Origin of the sequence: Ruegeria profundi, from assembly GCF_049800715.1 — a bacterium.
GTDB lineage: Bacteria > Pseudomonadota > Alphaproteobacteria > Rhodobacterales > Rhodobacteraceae > Ruegeria > Ruegeria profundi_A.
The window spans coordinates 93537-115812 of record NZ_JBNAFO010000009.1; the positions used below are offsets into that span (position 1 = coordinate 93537).

12 protein-coding genes are annotated in these 22276 nt (G+C 61.3%); 7 read left to right on the forward strand and 5 right to left on the reverse strand.

Going from position 1 to position 22276, the window contains the following annotated elements; genetic code table 11:
- Positions 1–3 precede the first annotated feature (3 nt).
- Positions 4–2799 (forward strand): DNA polymerase I, encoded by a 2796-nt coding sequence (gene polA, locus ACP15L_RS15115; RefSeq protein WP_425084809.1) that lies wholly within the window; start codon positions 4–6, stop codon positions 2797–2799.
- A gap of 43 nt (positions 2800–2842) precedes the next feature.
- On the opposite strand, the gene ACP15L_RS15120 is transcribed toward polA, so the two are convergent.
- Positions 2843–3073 (reverse strand): DUF2798 domain-containing protein, encoded by a 231-nt coding sequence (locus tag ACP15L_RS15120; protein ID WP_170472889.1) that lies wholly within the window; start codon positions 3071–3073, stop codon positions 2843–2845.
- A gap of 49 nt (positions 3074–3122) precedes the next feature.
- On the reverse strand, positions 3123–3902 hold the full coding sequence (locus ACP15L_RS15125; RefSeq protein WP_425084810.1) for a hydroxypyruvate isomerase family protein: 780 nt from the start codon (positions 3900–3902) through the stop codon (positions 3123–3125).
- Positions 3903–4119: 217 nt separating this feature from the next.
- Between ACP15L_RS15125 and ACP15L_RS15130 the strand changes: the two genes are divergently transcribed.
- On the forward strand, positions 4120–5019 hold the full coding sequence (locus tag ACP15L_RS15130; protein ID WP_425084811.1) for a DMT family transporter: 900 nt from the start codon (positions 4120–4122) through the stop codon (positions 5017–5019).
- Here ACP15L_RS15130 and ACP15L_RS15135 read toward each other — a convergent pair.
- Positions 5016–5594: a DUF1285 domain-containing protein gene (locus ACP15L_RS15135; RefSeq protein ID WP_425084812.1), complete on the reverse strand. Its 579-nt coding sequence runs from the start codon at positions 5592–5594 to the stop codon at positions 5016–5018. The two genes, ACP15L_RS15130 and ACP15L_RS15135, sit on opposite strands and share 4 nt — an antisense overlap.
- 64 nt (positions 5595–5658) lie before the next feature.
- Between ACP15L_RS15135 and ACP15L_RS15140 the strand changes: the two genes are divergently transcribed.
- From ACP15L_RS15140 to ACP15L_RS15155, 4 genes are read left to right on the forward strand one after another with little or no spacing between them, the layout of a single operon-like run.
- Positions 5659–6666 carry an AAA family ATPase gene (locus ACP15L_RS15140; RefSeq protein WP_425084813.1) on the forward strand — a complete coding sequence of 336 codons (1008 nt, stop codon included), beginning with the start codon at positions 5659–5661 and terminating at the stop codon, positions 6664–6666.
- A complete protein-coding gene (locus tag ACP15L_RS15145; RefSeq protein ID WP_425084814.1) occupies positions 6663–7538 on the forward strand; it encodes a DUF58 domain-containing protein in 876 nt (291 codons plus the stop codon). Before ACP15L_RS15140 ends, ACP15L_RS15145 begins: the two co-directional genes overlap by 4 nt.
- Positions 7535–10297, forward strand: coding sequence for a DUF4159 domain-containing protein (locus ACP15L_RS15150; protein WP_425084815.1), 2763 nt, complete (start codon positions 7535–7537; stop codon positions 10295–10297). The genes ACP15L_RS15145 and ACP15L_RS15150 overlap by 4 nt, the downstream gene beginning before the upstream one ends.
- On the forward strand, positions 10294–12336 hold the full coding sequence (locus ACP15L_RS15155; protein WP_425084816.1) for a hypothetical protein: 2043 nt from the start codon (positions 10294–10296) through the stop codon (positions 12334–12336). The genes ACP15L_RS15150 and ACP15L_RS15155 overlap by 4 nt, the downstream gene beginning before the upstream one ends.
- 84 nt (positions 12337–12420) lie before the next feature.
- Here the strand turns inward: ACP15L_RS15155 and pbpC are convergent, their stop codons facing one another.
- The gene (gene pbpC / locus ACP15L_RS15160) at positions 12421–14481 is read right to left on the reverse strand and encodes a penicillin-binding protein 1C (protein ID WP_425084817.1); all 2061 of its coding nucleotides are present in this window, start codon (positions 14479–14481) and stop codon (positions 12421–12423) included.
- Positions 14478–19901, reverse strand: a complete 5424-nt coding sequence (locus ACP15L_RS15165) for an alpha-2-macroglobulin family protein (protein WP_425084818.1) — start codon at positions 19899–19901, stop codon at positions 14478–14480. The genes pbpC and ACP15L_RS15165 overlap by 4 nt, the downstream gene beginning before the upstream one ends.
- Before the next feature lie 116 nt (positions 19902–20017).
- Between ACP15L_RS15165 and ACP15L_RS15170 the strand changes: the two genes are divergently transcribed.
- A complete protein-coding gene (locus ACP15L_RS15170) occupies positions 20018–22207 on the forward strand; it encodes a response regulator (protein ID WP_425084819.1) in 2190 nt (729 codons plus the stop codon).
- Positions 22208–22276: the final 69 nt, after the last annotated feature.

The window sequence follows — 22276 nt, forward strand, 5'->3', positions numbered from 1 at the left end:
CGCATGAGCAATTTCGGAAAAGGATGTCACCTGCATCTGATCGACGGATCGGCCTTTATTTTTCGGGCCTATCACGCGCTGCCTCCGCTGACGCGCAAGTCGGATGGTTTACCAATTGGCGCTGTGTCGGGCTTCTGCAACATGCTGCAGAAATATGTCGAAGGAAATGCCGGCCCCGATGCGCCGACCCATGTTGCGGTGATTTTCGACAAGGGCTCGCATACGTTCCGCAACGATCTTTATGACCTCTACAAAGCCAACCGCGAGGCGATGCCCGAGGATTTGCGGCCGCAGATGCCGCTGACCCGTGAGGCGACGAAGGCCTTCAACATCGCCTGCAAAGAGCTTGAGGGCTATGAGGCGGACGATATCATTGCCACGCTGGCCGTGCAGGCGCGCGAGGCTGGTGGGCGCGTGACCATCGTCAGCTCGGACAAGGACCTGATGCAGTTGGTCGGCGGCGGCGTTGAAATGCTGGACGCCATGAAGAACAAACGCATCGATACAGATGGCGTTTTCGAGAAGTTCGGCGTCGGCCCAGATCGCGTAGTCGATGTGCAGGCGCTGGCAGGGGATAGCGTTGACAACGTGCCGGGGGCCCCTGGGATCGGCGTCAAGACGGCGGCCCTTTTGATCAACGAGTATGGTGATCTGGAAACCCTGCTGGACCGCGCGGAAGAGATCAAACAGCCCAAGCGCCGCCAGACCCTGATCGAAAAGCGGGATCAGATCGAGCTGTCAAAGAGGTTGGTGCAGTTAGATGAGAACACGCCGCTGGATTTCACTCTCGACGACCTTGAGGTTCAGGACCCTGACCCCGACACCTTGCTGGGCTTTCTGGCAGAAATGGAGTTCCGCACCCTCACCAAACGGATTGCCGACAAGCTAGGGGCTGAGGCCCCGGTCATCGCCGATGCGCCCGCGCCGGTCGAGGCGGAAGAGGTCGAGGCCCTTCCGTTTGACGCGTCGAAATACGAATGCGTGCGGGACGCGGGCGCTTTGCAGAAGTGGATTGATCAGGTCTATGAACGCGGCTGGGTTGCGGTAGACACCGAGACAACCGGGCTGAACGAAATGATCGCCGATCTGGTCGGTATTTCGCTTTGTATCGAAGCCGGTGAGGCCTGCTATATCCCACTGACCCACCGCGACGGATCGGCGGATGATCTGTTCGGCTCGGATGCGCTGGCCGAGGGGCAGATGCCGCTGGATGAGGCTCTTACACTGCTGAAGCCGCTGTTTGAGGACCCCTCGATCCTCAAGATCGGGCAGAATATGAAATACGATGCCAAGATCTTTGCGCGCTATGGCATCGAGGTGGCTCCGATCGATGACACGATGCTGATGTCCTACGCCCTGCATGGCGGTGAGCATGGGCATGGAATGGATACTCTGTCCGAGCGCTACCTTAGCCACACGCCGATCCCGATCAAACCTCTGCTGGGCTCGGGCAAGTCTGCGATCACGTTCGACAAGGTGCCGATTGATGAGGCCACAGCTTATGCCGCCGAGGATGCGGATATCACGCTGCGCCTGTGGCAGTTGTTCAAGCCGCAGCTGCATCAGGTTCAGGTGACGACGGTTTATGAAACGCTCGAACGCCCGCTGGTGCCGGTTCTCAAAGAAATGGAGATGCACGGCATCAAGGTGGATCGCGATGTCCTCAGCCGGATGTCGAACGCCTTCGCGCAAAAAATGGCCGGGTTAGAGGCTGAAATTCACGAATTGGCCGGTGAGAACTTCAATGTCGGCTCGCCCGCGCAGTTGGGTGAAATTTTGTTCGAAAAGATGGGCCTCGAAGGTGGCAAGAAGGGTAAAACCGGGAAGTACTCGACCGGGGCCGATATTCTTGAGGACCTCGCGACCGAGCATGAATTGCCGCGCCGGGTACTGGACTGGCGGCAGCTGTCGAAGTTGAAGTCGACCTACACGGATGCGCTGCAGACCCATATCAACCCAGACACGGGCCGCGTGCATACGTCTTATTCGATCACCGGCGCGAACACAGGGCGCTTGGCTTCGACCGATCCAAACCTGCAGAACATTCCCGTCCGGACCGAGGAAGGCCGTCGTATTCGCGAAGCGTTCATCGCTGAGCCGGGCAATGTGATGGTCAGTCTCGACTACAGCCAGATCGAGTTGCGGATTCTGGCGCATATCGCTGAGATACCGGCGTTGAAACAGGCTTTTGCCGACGGGTTGGACATCCACGCGATGACCGCGTCGGAGATGTTCGAAGTGCCACTGGATGAGATGACGCCGGATATCCGCCGTCAAGCCAAGGCGATCAACTTTGGTGTGATCTATGGCATCTCGGGCTTTGGTCTGGCGCGAAATCTACGGATTCCGCGGGCCGAGGCACAAGGGTTTATTGACCGCTATTTTGAGCGTTTCCCTGGTATTAGAGCCTATATGGACGACACGGTCGCCTTCGCCAAAGAGAATGGCTATGTGCAGACCTTGTTCGGACGCAAGATCCATACGCCTGAGATCAACGCCAAGGGGCCTCATGCCGGGTTCTCGCGTCGGGCAGCAATCAATGCCCCGATTCAGGGGACGGCGGCAGATGTGATCCGGCGCGCGATGGTGCGGATGCCAGAAGCGATCAATGGGTTGCCGGCCAAAATGCTGCTGCAGGTCCACGACGAATTGCTGTTCGAAGTCGCCGAAGATGCGGTGGATGAGGTGATCGGCGTTGCGCGGGACGTGATGGAGGGTGCCTCAGACCCTGCCGTGAAGCTGGACGTGAAATTGGTTGTGGACGCCGGTCAGGGGGCGAACTGGGCCGAAGCGCATTAAGAGGCGCTGCTCATCAGGCCCGGAGGGCCCTCTTCACAGCGGGTCAGTCCTGCGGCCTGACCATGCGATTGACGAACCGTTGCACACTGGGGCCAAACAACAGGATTACGGTGAAGGCGATGGGCCAGCAAAAGGCCCATGAGGCCATCCAATCGCCAAGGGTAGAGGGGCCAAAGCCGATGGCTTTGACCGTGGCGATCCCGGTGACGATGCAGGACATCAGCCCGGACATGATCAGGCTGAACACGGCGCGGGCATAGCGGGCAGGGATCATAAGGTGTTTCCTTGGTATCTACGGTACGACGGACCGCCCTATCTGCGGGTCAGAGATCTGCATTGGCAAGAACTGCCTTATGCATCCAATCCAGGGATGAGCTCGTCAAAGCTGTTGAGGGAGTATATTCCGCACTGACCCATCCTTCATAGCCAGAGACCTCCATCGCCTTGAACAGGGTCTGAAAATCCAGATCTCCGCTACCCGGTTCGGACCTGCGGGGTGCTGCGCCGATCTGGGCGTGGATGACGAGATTGTGAAAACGGTCCCAAATCTCCAGCGGATCCGAGTGGATCATCTGTGCGTGAAAGCTGTCATATTGCAGGCCCAGGTTGGGGCGATCCACGCGGTCCAAAACCTCCGCGGCCAAATCGTAGTCGTTGAGGAAATAGTCGGGTTGGGACACTTGGTTCAGCGGCTCGATGGTGAAGGTCTGGCCGGGGGCTGTATCGGCGGCCCATTGCAGGTTGCGAACAAAGCAATCCAGCGCCTCAGGCCCCGATGCATAGCCGGACATGATGTGGATCAGGCCGGGTTTGAGCACATCGGCATAGCGCAAGACGCGGCGGATATCGGATTGGAACCGCGCCTCACCGCCGGGAACGGCGGCATAGCCCGGCTCACCCCCGGTGTAGTTTGGCGGAGGCGCGTTGATCAGCACAAGCTCCAGCCCGTTGGCCAGAAGGGCACGGCGGGTCTCTTTCGCGGCCAGCTCATAGGGGAACAGAATTTCAACGGCCTTGAAGCCCGCATCGGCCGCGGCCTGAAACCGCTCCAGATAGGGGAGTTCGGCAAAAAGCAGAGAGATATTGGCAGCGAATTTGGGCATGAGAGGCCTTTGGGTCGGTGATCCGCCCAAGCTTAGTCTCCACCGATTTTCGAGGAAAGGGATTGAAAACGACAGATTGTCGAAAATCGACAAGAAGGCAGGCCCAAACCGGCGGATGTTTGGGCTAACACGGCGAATCATTTTTCTGCGCCGTTCCAACAGAAGGTCCGATCCCATGGCGATGAGCCCTGATCCTGTGCGCGGGAACACTCTTCCTATGTCCATTGGCCGTAGCTCGGCCTTGTCTGGAAACGGTCTGGCTGTGGCCTCCATGCTGACCTGGGCGGCGGGGTTTCCCGCGGCTGAAGTGTTGTTGCAGACCTGGCCTCCGGTCGCGCTGTTCGTGGCGCGCCTGACGCTCGCCGTGGCGGTCATGGTGCCTCTGTGGTTCCTGATCGACGGGCCAAGCCGGGTTTTGCGCGCCCGTTGGGGTCATGCGATGCTTGTTGGCGGGACACTCGGGGCCGGGATGTTCCTGATCATCGTGGCGCAGAAGCTTACAGATCCGGTGACGGTTGCCATAATTGCTTCATGCGCGCCTTTGTTTGCCACTCTGATTGAACTCGCGACCGGGACACGGCGGTTGCGTTGGAATTTTGCGCTGGGCGTTGTGGTGTCCATCATTGGCGGTCTGATCGCGACCAGTGCAGTGGCGCCCGCGCAACTAGGTTTGGGCGCGATCTGCGCCATCGTGTCCACCGGTTTGTTCTGCTGGGCGACCATGGCAACGGCGCGGGATTTTCCCGAACTGAGCCAAACCGGGCGCAGCACTATTACGTTCTTCGGCGGCTTGGTCGTCGCTTTGTTGCTGTTCTTCGGGGCACGCCAAGTGGGTATGGACGTCATGCCAACGGCGCAGATTGATGTTCAACAGATCGGAATGCTTGGAATCTATGCTTTGGTGTCTATGGGCCTCAGCCAGGTTCTGTTTGTCGGATCCGTCGGGAAACTAGGCGTTGCATTGGCCTCATTCCACATCAACATCGCACCGTTCTACGTGATGCTGATCATGCTGGTGCTGGGGGAAGAGTGGAACTGGACCCGCGCTTTGGGCGCAGGGGTCGTTGCGGTGGCCGTCGTGCTGGCGCAGGATCGCAAAGTTGCAAAGCCGGCTTAATCCGGCAGGTCTTCTGATTTGATCAACGGAAAGAAGCGCTGTTCGGACCAAACTCCGAACCAGCCCTCATGGTGGGTTCCCATCTCGACCAATCGGTAAAAGCTCTTGCGGTCAATCCGGGCCTCAAGGCCGTCGCGGATCACAATGTATGGAGAGGGTTCCTGGGTCTGCGGGTCCATGATAACGCGGATCGGATGATCTGGCCCGGCCACCGCGACATCGCCAACCTTGGTGGTGAAAGCCAGAGCCTGCGCCTGCCCCTCGCCCGAGGCATCGACGTCCACCGCGATGAACGGCGCATCCTCGACGGTGATTCCCACCTTCTCGACTGGGGTCACCAGGTAGTATTTCCCGTCCTCCAGCTTAAGAATTGAGGAAAAAAGCTTCACAAGCTCGAAACGGGTGATGGGCGAGCCTAAATAACTCCAAGTGCCATCTTTGGCGATCCGGATGTCCAGATCACCGCAAAAAGGGGGATTCCAGAGGTGAACGGGGGGTAAACCCTTGGTTTTGGTCGCTTTGATTGAAGCCGCAAGACCGTCAGGGGAAGGTTTCACAGGTTTTTGTCCGCTCATTGCTTTTGCCATTTCCTCTCAGCGCGATAGACTTCATCTATAATAGTCCACGGAAGGGAAAGTCATGTCCGAACCTGCCGACCTCGTGTCCGAGATCGAAGCGTTGGAAAACAAGCTGCAAGAGGCGAAATCCTCGATCACCCGCCGCTTCATCGGGCAGGAGAGGGTCGTGGACCTGACCCTGACGGCGCTGCTGTGCGGGGGCCATGCCCTGCTGATCGGCTTGCCAGGTCTGGGCAAAACCCGACTGGTTGAGACGCTGTCCACCGTGATGGGCCTGCATGGCAACCGTATTCAATTCACGCCCGACCTGATGCCGGCCGATATTCTGGGGTCCGAGGTTCTGGATACAGCCGATGATGGCAGCCGTCATTTCCGGTTTATTTCGGGGCCGATCTTCTGCGAGTTGCTGATGGCGGATGAGATCAACCGCGCCAGTCCGCGGACGCAGTCGGCGTTGCTGCAGGCGATGCAGGAGCGCACGGTGACTGTGGCGGGCGAAGACCGGGTGCTGGGCACGCCATTCCACGTGTTGGCAACGCAGAACCCGATTGAGCAGGAGGGCACCTATCCGCTGCCCGAAGCTCAGCTGGACCGTTTCCTTGTGCAGATCGACGTGGAATACCCTGATCGCCAGACCGAGCGGGATATCCTGCTGGCCACCACCGGCGTGGCCGAGGAAGAGGCGCATCAGATATTCAGCAAGGAAGAACTATTGGCCGCTCAGGTCCTGTTGCGCCGGATGCCTGTGGGGGATTCGGTTGTGGAACTGATCCTCGATCTGGTCCGCGCGTTCCGTCCTGACGAAGCGGGCGTCTCGGATCGCGTCGCTGAAACCGTTGCTTGGGGTCCCGGCCCGCGTGCGGCGCAGGCGCTGATGATGACCGTTCGGGCGCGGGCGATGCTGCAGGGGCGTCTGGCCCCGAATGCCGAGGACGTTCTGGATATGGCGCGCCCGGTTCTCAGCCACCGGATGGCTCTGAACTTCGCGGCGCGCGCGCGGGGCGACAGCCTTGCCGATCTGATCGATAGCACAGCGGCTGGCCTGATCCGCACTGAGGCTGCGGCGTGAATGCTGCGCTGACCCTTCGTCAACGATCCGAGGCCGAGGCGTCCCGGCTGCCGCCGCTATTGGCGCGTGCCGAGCATCTGGCCGGCACTGTTCTACTAGGTGACCATGGTCGGCGGCGATCCGGCATGGGGGACGACTTCTGGCAATATCGTCCCGCTCAGATCGGAGACAGCCGCCGGATGATCGACCACCGCCGTTCAGCGCGCGGGGATCAGCAATTCGTGCGCGAACGCGAGTGGCAGATCGCGCAGTCGGTCATGCTGTGGATCGATCAGGGGGCCTCGATGCGCTTTGCTTCGGATAAGGCGCTGCCCTCCAAGGCGGATCGTGCCCGATTGTTGGGTCTGGCGACCGCGATTCTTCTGGTACGCGGGGGCGAGCGTGTTGGCCTGACAGGTACAACCCTGCCGCCCAGACGTGGGAATGCGCAGATCATTCGTCTGGCGCAGGCCTGGTCCGAGGACTCGGAGGTCGACTACGCTCCACCGGAACACCGCGCTATGATCCCTCATGCCCGTGCGGTGTTCATCTCGGATTTTCTTGGCCCGATGGATGAGGTTGAACTGGCCCTGACCAAAGCCGCAGACCGCGGCGTTCGGGGCGTTTTGTTGCAAGTCCTCGATCCGGGGGAGGAGACATTCCCCTTCGCGGGCCGCACCATTTTTGAAAGCGTCGGCGGCACCGTTCGGCATGAAACGCTAAAGGCCGGAGAGCTGCGCGACCGGTATCTGGACCGCCTTGCCGCGCGCAAGGATGCGCTGACGCATCTGTGCCGCGCGACCGGCTGGCAATTGGGTCTGCACCACACCGGAGAAAGCGCGCAATCGGCTCTATTGTGGCTCTATCGTGCGCTGGACGGGGGTGTTCAATGACCGTTTTGGCGGGCATCGGTTTCACCGCGCCATGGGTGTTGTTGGGTCTGCTGACCCTGCCGATCCTGTGGCTGATCCTGCGCGCGGTCCCACCCGCGCCGATCCGTCGGATGTTCCCGGCGGTCACACTTCTACTCGGCCTCAAAGATGATGAGAGCGTATCGGACCGGACACCCTGGTGGTTACTTTTACTGCGGATGCTGGCGGCAGCAGCTATCATCATCGGTTTGGCCGGTCCCGTGTTGAACCCGTCGCGCGATCAGACGGGCACGGGTCCCCTGATGTTGGTGCTGGATGCAAGCTGGGCCGGGGCGACGCGCTGGTCGTCAACGCTAGACCAGATCGACGCGCAATTGACCGAAGCCGGACGCGCGGGCCGCCCCGTCTCGATCCTGCGCCTGACCGAGCCGGAGCCGCCCGTGTTCCAGGCGGCCGAGGCGTGGCGCAACCGTTTGCCGGGCCTTGCTCCGAACCCATGGCAGCCGACCGAGGATCAGGTTGATCAGGTCATCGCCGCGCTGGATAAGGTCGACGGCGGGTTTGATACGCATTGGTTCAGCGACCGCTTGAACTATGAAAATCACCCAGAGTTAGTGTCTGAACTGCAGTCCCGCGGGCAGGTCACTGTCTACCGCTCGAACGCGGCGGCGCTGGCGCTTTTGCCTGCCGTTTATCAGGACGGCGTCATTCAATTGACCGCATTACGGGCCGAACCGGGCCCGGAGGAGAGCGTGACCGTTCTGGCGCAAGGCCGCGACCCTGCGGGCACGGCGCGGGTATTGCAATCGGCCGAAATGACGTTCGCAGCTGGCGAGACCCAGGCCCAAATCGACCTCGCCCTGCCGTCTGAGCTGCGCGCCCGGATCACACGGTTTGAGCTGCAGGGCCAGCGCTCGGCCGGGGCGGTGACGCTGACTGATGACAGTCTGCGGCGCCGCGAAGTCGCGCTGATTGCAGGGACCCTCAACCGCGAAGGGTTGGAGCTGTTGTCGCCGCTGCACTACCTGACGCAAGTTCTGATCCCCACCGCCGATTTTGTTGAGGGCGGCCTGCCCGAGGTTCTACCCGCCAATCCCGATGTGATTGTTCTGTCGGATGTCGCCCAGATCTCGGGCCCGGAAGAGGTTGGTCTGATCGAATGGGTCAAGCAAGGCGGTCTGTTGCTGCGGTTTGCGGGGCCCCGCATGGCGGCCAGCGATCTGGGGCGCGACGAAGAGGATACGCTGCTGCCCGTTCGCCTGCGCAGCGGCGGGCGCACCGTTGGCGGCGCGATGAGCTGGGGGGAATCCAAGACACTGGCACCCTTTCCAGAGGACTCGCCCTTCTACGGGTTGCAGATACCGAATGATGTGACCGTTTCCACTCAGGTCATGGCGCAACCAGACCCTAACTTGGCCGATCGCGTGATTGCGTCGCTGTCGGACGGCACCCCTCTGGTCACCCGCAAGGCGCTAGGTTTGGGGCAGGTTGTCCTGTTCCACGTGACCGCCGATGCGGAATGGTCCAGCTTGCCGCTGTCTGGCCTATTCGTGGAAATGCTGGACCGTCTGGCCGTTGCCTCGGCCGCGAAATCGCGTCAGGTCGCGCAATTGGAGGGCACCACGTGGGAGCCGGTTCAGATCATGGATGGGTTCGGCGCGTTGTCCGATGCCGGTACGCTGGCGGGTGTGGATGGGGTTGAGCTGGTGTCAGGGCAGATCGGGCCCGACCTTCGCCCCGGTCTCTATGAGAGCGGCAAACAAAAGCTGGCGCGGAATGTGCTGTCCGAGGATACAACGCTCAGCCCTGTTGCATGGCCCGCAGATGTGCCGATCCGTGGGCAGGAGGCCTCAACCGAGACGCCCTTGGGAGGAATACTTCTGAGCCTCGCATTGATCCTTTTGACCGTGGACGCAGTCGCGTCTCTGGCCTTGTCGGGCCGTTTGGGTCTGGCCAAGGCGGCAGCGGTTGCTATGGGGGCCGTGTTGCTCGTGCCCGAGGCGCAGGCGCAGTCGCCCGATGAGACCGACTTTGCCCTCGCCGCCACGCACGAACTGGTTTTGGCGCATGTGCTGACTGGCGACAGCCAGGTGGACGACATCGCGCAAGCCGGGTTGCAGGGATTGGCCCAGACGTTGAACTACCGAACCTCGGTCGAACCCGCTGCGCCGATTGGCGTTGATCTGGAACGGGACGAGCTGGCCTTTTTCCCATTGCTCTACTGGCCCATCACGCAGGATCAGCCGCGCCCTTCGGATGAGGCATATGCCAAGCTGAATGCCTATCTGCGCTCGGGCGGTATGATCCTGTTTGATACGCGCGATGCGGATATCGCAGGGTTCGGTGCCTCCAGTCCCAATGGGCGAAAGCTACAGCAACTGGCTGCGCCGCTGAATATCCCCGCGTTAGAGCCGATTCCGAACGATCATGTGCTAACGCGGACCTTCTATCTTCTGCAGGATTTCCCCGGACGCTACGCAGGAACAGATGTCTGGGTTGAGGCCGCTCCGCTGGATGCGGAACAGATCGAAGGGATGCCCTTCCGCAACCTCAACGACAACGTGACGCCCGTGGTGATCGGTGGCAATGACTGGGCCGGGGCCTGGGCGGTTGATCGAAACGGGCAGGCCCTCCTCCCCGTCGGGCGTGGCTATGCGGGGGAGCGTCAGCGCGAGCTGGCCAATCGCTTTGGGGTCAATCTGGTGATGCATGTGCTGACCGGGAACTACAAATCCGATCAGGTCCATGTGCCTGCTCTGCTGGACAGGTTGGGACAATGACCGGAACCGTTATCTTTGATCCGCTGATCCCTTGGCCAATACTACTTGCGGTCGCCTCGATCGCCGTTGCAGGCGTGGTCTTGGCGGTCTGGCGTGGGTTGTCCGGATGGGCGTTGCGCGGCTTGGCCGTTTTGGTGGTGATCGCGGCGCTTGCCGGTCCGGTCTATCAGGTCGAAGACCGCGCGCCGCTGACAGATATCGTTCTGATGATCGAGGATGAAAGCGCCAGCCAGACGCTCTCGGACAGGGCCGACCAAACCGCCCAAGCGGCTGAGGCCTTGGCGGCCGAGATCGAGTCGCGTGACAATACCGAGCTGCGCCGCATCCGCGTGGGCGACGGAGATGGCGACGAAGGCACGCAGGTGATGGCCGCTGTGAATGCGGCCCTGGCCGAGGAGCCGCGCGCGCGGGTGGCCGGTATACTTGTGGTCTCGGACGGGATCGTTCATGACGTTGATCAAGCGCCCGACTTGCCTGCGCCACTGCAACTTTTGCAGACCGGACGTGAGAGCGACTGGGATCGCAGGCTCATCGTCCGCAATGCACCTGCCTTTGCCATCATCGGTGAACCCGTAACCCTGACCCTGCGCGTTGAAGACAGCGGGGCGGCTCCGGGCGGGGCCACCAGCGCGCCGCTTGAAATCTCGGTTGATGGGGGCGAGCCGGAGGAATTCCGTATACCCATTGGCGTGGATGTCGAACTGCCGATTTCTCTGCCGCATGGCGGGCGGAACGTCATCCAGTTCACGGTTCCGGAGGCCGAAGGTGAACTGACCGATCGCAACAATACCGCATTGATCCAGATGAACGGCGTGCGCGACCGGCTGCGCGTTCTTTTGGTGTCGGGCGAGCCGCATCCCGGCGGGCGCACCTGGCGCAACCTGCTGAAATCCGACAGCTCGGTCGATCTGGTGCATTTCACCATTCTGCGCCCGCCCGAGAAACAGGACGGCGTCCCGGTGGATGAATTGTCTCTGATCGCCTTCCCGACACGTGAGTTGTTTCTGGAGAAGATCAATGATTTCGACCTGATCATCTTTGATCGCTACAAACGCCGGGGCATCTTGCCTGCGATCTATCTGGATAACGTGGCCGATTATATCGACAACGGGGGCGCTGTGCTGATCGCCGCAGGCCCTGATTTCGCCACCGCGGACAGCATCTTCCGCTCGCCCCTCGCGGGCAGTCTTCCGGCGCAACCGACGGCACGGGTGATCGAAGAGCGCTATGTTCCCATGGTCAGCGATCTGGGGCATCGGCACCCTGTGACCACCAATCTTGGCGATTCCGAGGATTGGGGCGCGTGGCTGCGCCAGATCGATGTGAATGAGCGCTCGGGCCAGGTGCTTATGACCGGCCTTGAGGACCGGCCGCTGTTGGTATTGGACCGGGTCGGTGAGGGACGGGTGGCCCTGTTGGCGTCAGACCACGCCTGGCTATGGAGCCGGGGTTTTGAAGGCGGCGGGCCTCAGTTGGAACTGCTGCGCCGTCTGGCCCATTGGATGATGAAAGAGCCCGAGCTTGAAGAAGAAGCGCTCTGGGCCGAGGCGAACGGCCAGTCGATGCGCATTATTCGCCAGACTCTCGAGGAAGAGGTCGGTCCGGTCACGATCACTCGGCCCAATGGCGAAACGCTTGAGATCATCCTTGAAGAGGTCTCGCCCGGACGGTTCGAGGCGCAATATTTCGGACCCGAGATTGGCCTCTATCGCCTGCAGGAGGGCGATTTGATGGCCGTGATCGGCCTCGGTCCTGCGGCTCCGAAAGAGTTTGAGCGTACCATCGCAACAGGTGAAGTGCTGGAGCCTGTGATCGCCGCCATGCGCGGTGGTGTGATCCGGCTGGAAGAGGGTTTACCTTCAATCCGCAACGTCCGCGCTGGGCGTCCGGCGGCGGGGCGTGGCTGGATCGGTCTTACCCCGCGCGAGGCCTATGAGACGCGGGACGTTACTCAAGCCGGGTTGCTGCCGCCGTGGCTGGTACTGCTGCTGGCTGGTGGCTTCCTGCTGGGCGGCTGGCTTCGCGAAGGCCGTCGCTAGATCGCCTAGGGTTTGACTTGCGACACAAATACCCTGCCACGCTATCAGCGTTCTCGGACATTCGAGTCACTTGATGGAACCGCTTTAGTCGATCCGAACTGACACCCGATCTGACGCGCCATGGGCGTCTACCACCACCAGTGCGGAATACCCGCGACCCGGGTTCGGGATGTCGAACTCGCGATGTCGTTGCCCAGTCAATACCGGAACGCCATCCGCCAAAAGCGAGAATGGTTCAACGCCGCCGCGCACTTTCACGGTCACCGGGCCTCCATCCGTCTCTAACACAGAGTTATTGGGCGGAAAGATCAGGTCCGGGGCGCTTGGGTCATCGTCGAACGCTGCCCCTCGGGGCCGAAAGCGTTGCAAAGGTTGCGGCAGTTCGGCGGCCCCCACGATCAAAGTCGATGGCGGTGGTGGGCGCAATGGCGTGGCAGTCGGTTTCAGATGACCGAAGGCTTCAAACAACAGGGGGGCCGCCAACTCTCCACCAAAGGCGCCGGGGACCGGAGTTCCATCCGCGCGCCCGAGCCACACACCGATGACATGCTGGCCGTCAAAGCCGATCGCCCAGGCGTCCCGGTGCCCGTAGGACGTGCCGGTCTTATACGCCAAGCCAAATGCAGCGGCCCCTGGTGGAGGGGCAAGACCGACCAGAATATCGCTCACCTGCCATGCCGCGTCATCTGACAGAACCCGAGGCGACTTAGCGCGATCCGCCAAGGCCTCATGGCGCAACCATGGCCCCTGCCCACCTGCGGCCAACGTGGCGTAGAGTTGCACCAGATCGCGCAGGCTCAGCCCGACACCCCCCAGTGAGATGGCAAGGCCTGGGGTGCCTCCTTTCAGTTTCGGGTGGGCTCCGGCCTGCTTAAGGGCGGCCATCACGCGCGCAGGCCCAAGCTCATCCGTCAGGCGTACAACTGGAATATTAAGCGACATTTGCAGCGCGTCCCGAACCCGCACATCGCCGCGAAATATGCCATCGAAGTTGCGTGGCGCGTAGCGACCAAACATCACCGGGCTGTCGCTGATCAGCGTTTCGGGATGGGCAAGCCCCTGATCGAAGGCCAACCCGTAGACCAGAGGTTTCAGCGTCGATCCCGGTGAGCGCAGCGCTTGGGTCATATCCACAAACCCTTGCCGCGCTCCGACGTAGCCCGCAGATCCGACCGAGACCAGAATCTCTCCGCTGCGGTGATCAGCCACGATCAGCGCCCCCGAAATACGCGGCCCCGCTCGCGCCGCTGCCTGCGCCACAAGAGGCTCCAGCCGTTCCTGCAGCCCGGCATCCAGTGTCAGGTCCAAAGCCTCAGCTTCCGGGTTTTCACGCCGCGCTCGGTCTGTCAGGTGAGGGGCCAAACGGGGAAATGGGCGCATCTGATCCGAGATATCTTCGTTCAGCGCACTGTGCGTCTCGGATTCGGTCAGAACCCCATAGGACTGCATCCGCTTCAGAACCCGGTCGCGCGCGTCTCGGGCAGTCAAAGGCGCGCGGTCCGGGCGTCGAACCTCTGGAGACTGGGGAAGGGCAATCAGCAGAGCGGCCTGTGCGGGGGTCAGCCGCGCCGGGTCTTTTTCAAACCACGCACGGCTGCCTGCGCGAAGACCTTCCAGATTGCCACCATAGGGCGCGTGGGTCAGATAGAGGTCTAGGATCTGCTGCTTGCTCAGACGCCGTTCCAGCGCAAACGAGACCCTAACTTGGCGAATTTTGCCACTCCAGCGCCCGGTTGAGCCATCCTCGATCAGCCGCGCGACCTGCATGGTAAGGGTCGATCCACCCGAAACGGTACGTCCGTTCCAAAGGGCTTGCCCGGCAGCGCGAAGAAACGCGAGGGGGTCGACGCCGGAATGCGACCAGAACCGTTTATCCTCATACCGCACCAGCATTTCGATGAACGCCGGGTCCACCGGGCCGGGGCGCATGCGCCAGATGCCATCTTCGATCGGGAAGGCCCGCAAAAGGGCTCCGTCCCGGTCCCTGACTTCGACCGAGGTTTCGGCCAGAACAGGTGGCAGGACGGTCGCGTCTACCCACGCATCCAACTGGTCCCGCGCAAAGGCGGTCAGGTAGAGCGCAGAGGCCAGCGCCAGCAATACCGGGGCGAACCCCTTGCGCCGATATGGAGGGCGAAGGATCACCGCACCTCAACCCGCCCGGTTTCCGTCCGCGCGCGGTTTTGCGGGCGATACATATCCTCGACCGAGGTAGCCGGATGGTGGAACACACCGGGCGTGACGGCGCGGGCTACATAGGCCAGCGTCACCGTCTCGCCTGTAGACAGATCGACCGCCGCCAGGAAGCGGTCCGAGCGGAACTCGGTGTGCGTCGCGTCGGACAAGTCCAGCCAATCCAACGAGCGCACATCGCCTGATCGCAACAGGTTGGGGTTGTCGATCTCGATCCCTGCAGCCAGAGGATCGTCGATCATCAACCGCGCGCCGCCGTTCTCGAACGGTGTGACGGTCAGGACGGTTACAAAGCGGTCGCCGGCGGTGAAGGTGGACCGGTCCAGAGGGTCGCCTTCAAGCGAGTAATAGGCTCTGTTTATGGCGTATCCGGTGCCTCCGGCTTCGGGCGGAGTGGTTGGGATGCCCGTCACTGTCAGCGTGATATCGGTTGGGTTGGCTGCGGTGGCCGAGATGTTCAGGTCATCGGTAAACCCTGCATCACGCACCTGAACGAAGGGACCCGAGACCGGCGTGCCGTTCACCATCAACCCCGAGTCGGATGGGTCTGATACAAGCGCATGCGCGGCCAGCAGGGACCATGAAGCCTCCTGCGTCGACAAATGCGCGCGGCCTGAGGTGACACGCTGGACAAGCGCGTCGCGATCCACTGCCTGACTGCCCGCATCGACCGCAAGGGTCAGAAGACCGGCGGCATCCCGCAGATCTGTGCCGTAGTCGACCCGCCACAGGTAGCGCTCCTGCGCGGGTCGACGCTGCAGCAGCTGGGCCGCACGGGCGAACATGGCGTCGGCACGGGTTTGATCTCCGTAGGACGCCAGCGCCGCCCCAAGTTGCGCGGCGGCCAGAGGGGTGTCGAAAACGTCCCCCTTGGTATCCGCGTAATAGCGCAGATCGCCCATCGAGGCTGCGCCTTCGCGCGCCAGCACCATCAGAGCATAGGCGATATCTTCACCGCCTTCGTCGAAATCCGGGGCATAGTTTACGCGGTTTCGGAGGTTATCCATGGCCTGCGCGAAGGCGCGGTCCGACACCGAGTGGCCTCGCGCTCGGGCGCGTGAGAGGAAGTCGGTGACATAGGCGTCCAACCAGAAATCTCCGCTTTCTGCGCGCCAGAGGCCGAACGCTCCGTTCGGGGCCTGCCGGGTCAGGATACTGCGGATCGAGTCGCTGATGCGTTGATCCACAATTGGCCCGTCACCCAGCCCCGACGCTTGCGCCACGGACGACAGGTACAGCAGCGGCAGAGCCTTGCTGGTGATTTGCTCGGTGCAGCCATATGGGTAGCGATTCAACTGATCCAGCAGGGCGGGCGTGTCGAACTTTGCCAAAGCTCCCGCGGATAAGATCGCCTTTGCGGTGCCGGGCTGGAAGCCATCGAAAACGTCCTGGGTGAACAGGAAATTGTCGCCCGTAGCCAGCGAAAACCGCCGTGTTTGAGCCACAATAGGGTCGTTTGCGCGTATTGGCATCCGGAGGGTTTGCGACAAGTCACGGCCATCCGGCGTCGTGATCGCTACGCTGATTTCCGGGTCTCCGACGGCGAGCGCGCGCAGCGGGATTTCGAACACCGCCTTACCGCCATCCTCCAGAACAAAGCTGGTGGGCGCTGTTCCCAACTCCAACCCGGATGATGCGGTCAGCCCCAGCGCCATCTCGCCTGATGGGCCATCGGTGTGGACGATCTCAAGCAACATCCGGCTTTGGTCGCCGGGGGCCAGAAAACGGGGCAGGCTGGCTGTGACGACCACGGGGTCGCGCACGATCATCTCGGCCTCGGCCTGTCCGACGGCTGCCGCCGACCAGGCGACCGCCATCAGCCGCACGGTTCCGTTGAAGGCGGGCAGAGGGATGTCGACCTCAACCTCGCCGTTTGCATCCACCTGAACCGGGCCGCTGAAAACGGCCATCAGGTCTTGTGTAGGCGGAGGGGATTGCCTCTGCATCCCCGAATTGTCTCCACCGGAGCGGATCGTGCCCATTGCACCGTTCATGCCGTCGATCAGGCGGCCATAGACATCACGCAGGTCCACACCCAGACGGCGCTGGCCGAAATAGTAAACCTGCGGATCGGGGCTTTCGAAACCGGTCAGGTTCAGGATGCCGACATCCACGGCGGCCAGGGTTAGCCAAACAGGCTCACCTTCTGGAGTATTCTCCACCCTAATAAGGGCTTTTTGCGTCGTTCTCGGAGAGGTCACCTGCGGCACAATAATGCTCACATCCAATACGCGCCCAACAGGCTCAACCGTTGCATGGGCCACGCCCATTGCCCGTGCCGGGTTCTGACCGGCTGCGACATCCATGGGACGGATCACGGTGGCGGTGACATAGGCCCCCGCACCCCAATCCTCGGTCACGTCGATCGGGATCACGGTTTCGCCCTCTGGCACGTCGACCATCTGGCGGTGGATCAGACGGTTCGAGAGGACCTCGATCTGCGCCACGCCCGCCATGCGCGGCACGATCCGCAGTTGCGCCGTCTCACCCGGGCGATAGCTGTCGCGGTCCAGCGACATCTCTAGTCGGTCGGGCGAGGTTGAGGCGTCTGCCGCCTGATACCAGCCCGCGCTGAACTCCACGGCGGTTTCCGCGTAGGCGCCGTCGAGGCGTTCGACCACGAGTTCGTACTGCCCCCAGTCAACCGGCTGGGACAGGTTCAGCGGTTCAGTGCCTGTCTCGAGCTCGCCTGTGGCAATACGGGTGCGGCGCGTGGTCGGCTCCCAATTCCAATCGCCATAGAGCTGATACCATTGATAGCGGGTTTCCAGCCTGTTCAACGTCCAGCGCAGGCGCATAGGTTCAGCGGTCAGGTCCGGAGACAGGCCGATGATTTGGAATGCGGCCTCGGCGCCTTCGGGGATCACATCCTCGAACAGGGGCCGAATACCGATCATCGCCTGTGCAGAGCGGACCGGAGCCGTTAGGCGGCGTTCGACAGGGCGGCCCGATCCATCGGTAAGTCGGGCGATAACTTCGGCTTCAAGAGGTTTACCATTTGTCTCTAACACGGGGATTTCGACGGCAATCGAGGCCTGCCCAGAGGCATCCGTCTGCGCATCACCGAAATAGGTGCTTTTGGTTGAGGTCTCGGCATCGTAGCGGCCGAAGCGATAGGTTTCAAAGCCCGGAACGGCGTCGGTTGGGCGGGCGATGACCTGACCGTCAATGCTCAGATCCGACCCCGGCGCGCCGAACAAGTAGCGTGCATCGATCTGCAAGGGCGGCGTATCGCCGGGGCGGAGAGGGGCGTCCGGCAGGCTGAGATCAAAGTCGATGCGCTCGGGCAGGAAATCCTCAACCAACACGGTTTGACGGGCCAGAGCATCGGCATTGGGGTCGGACTTGATCTCGATCTTCCACGTTCCGCGCGGCACATCCGGGGCGACGGGCAGGCTGAAGACATGGCCGCCCGCAACACCGCCATCCGAGACCGCGCGGCGATATTCCACCCCATCAGGGCGATAGAGAACGGCAGTCAGGGGCAGGCCTTCGATGGCCTGAGCCGTGTTGTCGCGCGACAGGGCTGTTGTGTGGATGACCTCTCCGGCGCGATAGGCGCCCCGGTCGGTGGTCAGGAACACATCCACAGGATCCGCAGGCGCGCGCCCTTCGACCCCGCGATCCGACAGGTCAAAAGCAGGGTCGGTCAGAGAGAGGAAGCTGAAATCAGAATCCCCATCCGCCACCGTCACCAAAGCAGGTGCGCTGGCCCCTTTGCCGCGGGTCAGGCCCGCTTCGAAATGCACATAGCCGGTGGCATCTGTCTGCGCCTTTGCAATCACCGCGTTGGCGTTTGAGACCAGCGAGACCTCGATCCCCTCGCGCGCGGTAGCGTCGTGCAGGCCGCGCACGGTGACATGCAGCCCGTCGGTGCCAAGGGCCGTGCTGATCCCCAGATCGGTCAGCACAAACCACTGCGTTGCGCCCGGATCATCATAGGGATCTGCGCCGGGGACGCGCGCAGTCAGGGCGTAGATCCCAGCGGGTTGATCGGCAATTGCCTCCGCCATGGGCAGGCGGGCGGTCATGCTCTGGTTCAGTTCGTTTGCGATTTCGGCTGTTCCGGTCCAGACATCCTCGGCAATCTCGTCCGAGAATTCACGTTCCTGCCATTCGCTGAGGGGGCGGCCAAAGAAATCCTGCTGGACCGCCCGGATCAGGTTGCGGTCGCTGACGCGTCGCAAGGTCAGATCCAGAGAGCCGGTATTGACCGTCTCAACCGGCAAGGCTGCATCCGCCGATTTCGGTAGCACATAGCTGCGACCCGGAAACCGAACCGACGGAGCACGGTCACGGACGTAGTGCGTCAGCTCGACAGTACGGTTCAGGGCCTCACCCGAGGCAGCCGGAAGCCCGTCGCGCAGGGCAAAGCGATAGCGTTGACCATGAGCGACACCATCCAGGCAAAGGCTTTTGCCGTCGACCTGCACCACCAGCCCATCGTCACTGCGTTGTACAAACGGGTCATAGTCGACGCCCGCCTTGACCAAGGGTTCCGAGAACTCAACGCAGATACGCGGCGCGGCGGCGTTGCTTTCAACTGTGCTGTCGATGACCCGGAACCCGTATTTGCCGATGGCATCGTCCAAAGCCGCCAAAACATCCTCACGCGGTTGGACCTGTTCGGCCAGCCGCAGTGCCGACACCATATCTCGCCCGCGTTCGACCGCTTCCAGCGCGTCCGACATCACCATCAACGCCGCAATTTGCTTCCCCGGTGTGTCCGCGCGCAGATATCCGTTGATGGCGGCGTTCAGCGCACGGGTGCGGAAGTCCTGCCGCTCCTGATATCCGTTCGGGTTCAGGCGCAGCAGCAGGCGGGCGTACTCAACCCATAGGTCGGGTGCATCGCTGAGGGTCACGGCCGCCCCGGTCCACAACATCGCAAGCCGGTCCGTATCTGCGTTCAGTGCCGACTCCAGCAAAGTCTGCAGGTCACGCCCTCCGGCAGAGTGGCGAAACCCAAGATCGCGGGCCTGTTGAAACGCTTCGTTCAGGTCTTTCGGGCTAAGGAATGTGAGGGCTTCAGCGCGCGCTTTCCCCAATATTAGGGTCTGTTCTGGCGTGAATACTTTCTGTGCCGACACCGCACCTTGATATGGTTCCTGCCGGTTCACGCCACTTTTGGGAAAACAGGCATCCGACCGAGTGTTGTAAGTGAAAGCCGTGCAGCTTTTATTGGCCGAACACGCGCGAATGCAGGACTTCAGATCCGTATCGAACAGCGCATCCAGATCCGAGCCATAAAAATCTGCATCTCGGGTCGTGATATAGCGGAACTCGGGCACGGCAGTCTGAGCCAGCGCGCCCAGCGTCAGGGCGAAAGTTGAAATGATGTAAGTTATTGAAAAAAATACAAAGCGGTGCATTGTGACCTCCTGTTTGGGGTCAATTTGACACGTGCGGTGCCCCTCAGGCAACGGCTTAAACACTTTTTCACCGATTGCCCGGATACTGACGGCAGAGCAGACCGGAATCACGCATCATGAGCCTTGCACAAAAACTGGCACAGGAACGGCGCGCGCGCCTGGCGGCGGAACGGATGTTGGCGTTGAAACAGGCCGAGCTGTCCTCGGCCAACCGCAAACTGGGCCGCCATGCGATGGCCCTGACCAAACGCATTGGTGAAACCCAGGCCGAGGTTGAAACAGTTCGGGACGAGAATGAAAAGGTCAAATCCGACCTGACCGAGGCCCATGCCAAGGTCGAAGTGGCCGAGCGTCGGCTGTGGCATTCGATCCAGACCATTCAGGACGGGTTTGCCTTTTTCGACGGTGACAGCTGCCTGATCGGGGCCAATACTGCCTATCTGAGCGTGTTCGAAGGTCTGGATGAGGTTGCGCCGGGTATCTCGTACACGCGCATTCTTGAATTGCTGACCAACGAAGGCATCGTCGACACCGGCGCGGAGCAGGCCGGGGACTGGCAGGCCCGCATGCAAAGACGCTGGGCACGGGCCAATCCGCCACCCGAAGTGATCCAACTATGGAATGGTCAATATATCCGCCTGATCGACCAGCGTGGCAGCGGCGGTGATGTGGTCAGTCTTGCCCTGAACATCACCGCATCCGTCCGACATGAGGCCGAATTGCAGGCCGCACGCGACCGCGCCGAGGCTGCGAACCGCGCCAAATCGGCCTTTCTGGCGAATATGAGCCATGAAATCCGCACGCCCATGAACGGCATCGTTGGCATGACCGAGTTACTGTCCGAAACACCGATGGATAAAGAACAGCGCCTCTATGTCAACACGATCCGCAACTCGGGTGAGGCGCTTCTGGTTATCATCAACGATGTGCTGGATTATTCCAAAATCGAAGCGGACAAACTGATCCTGCACCCCGAGCAATTTGATCTCGAACGCTGCATCCTTGAGGTCGCGATGTTGCTGCAGCCCAGCGTGCGGGATAAAGGCCTGACGCTGCTGGTGGATTACGACCTCTTCCTGCCAACGCTGTTTGTGGGGGATCCGGGGCGCGTGCGGCAGGTTCTGACCAACCTAGTGGGCAACGCCGTCAAGTTCACCAGCGAGGGGCATGTGCTGATCCGGGTGACCGGTGTTCCTCACCCGGACCGCCAGGATTGCGACGTTCACATCGCCATCGAAGACACAGGTATTGGGATTGAGGACGACAAGATCAACCATATTTTTGGTGAGTTCAATCAGGTCGAAGATGAGCGCAATCGCCAATTCGAAGGCACAGGGCTGGGCCTCGCGATCACCAAACGCCTGATCACCATGATGGGGGGCAATGTCTGGGTCGAAAGCGAAGTTGGGCAAGGGTCGTGTTTTGGTTTCCGGGTGTCTCTGCCCACCGCCGAGGGGCCACAACCCTCTCCGCCTGACCTGCAAGGGTGCCTGAAACACGTGATGCTGGTCGAGGATATGGCCGCCGACCGGGCCATCCTCGCCAAGCAACTGGGGCGCCTTGGGGCAAAGGTCACACTCTGTGCTTCCGGAGGGGAGGCGCTGTCGAAGCTGGATCCCTCGATTGATCTGTTCCTATGCGATCATGACTTACCCGACATGGACGGGATGGAACTTGCAACCATCCTGCACGATCGCGGCTGGACCAAGTTGCCGGTGGTCATCATGTCCAACAATCCGGGGGTCATTCACGCCAGCCCTGCACGGCATTTGATTGAAGGTGTTCTGCAAAAACCCATCCCCCGGTCCGACCTTTACAGCCGACTGATCGCCTTGGGGGGTGCCGCATCCCAGCCAGATACGTCGCCTCAGCCTAGGCAAGAGGCTCAGCCGAACGGGAACCGCATCATGCGCGTTCTTGCCGCCGAGGATAACCGGACCAACCAGCTTATCCTCAAGAAGATGGTCAAGGATCTGAACATCGACCTGCGTTTCGCAGGCAACGGGCAAGAGGCTGTTGACCTCCATAAAGAATTTTCGCCCGATTTGATTTTCATGGACATTTCGATGCCCCTCATGGATGGCAAACAAGCCACAGCCGAAATCCGCCGCCGCGAGGTTGAAACAAATCGCCACGTTCCAATCGTCGCCCTGACGGCGCACGCCATGGCGGGGGATGATCAAGGTATTCTGGAGGCCGGTCTGGATCACTACCTGACCAAACCGCTGCACAAGAACCTCATCCAGCAAATGATCCTGGACCATTGCCCCGAGGACGCTGAACTTGTCACGTCCAAGCCCGAATAAGCATCGGCAAAGACCCAAAAAAGGGATCCCACCTTCATCTGGCTAAAAGTATCCCGGGGAGCGCGAGGG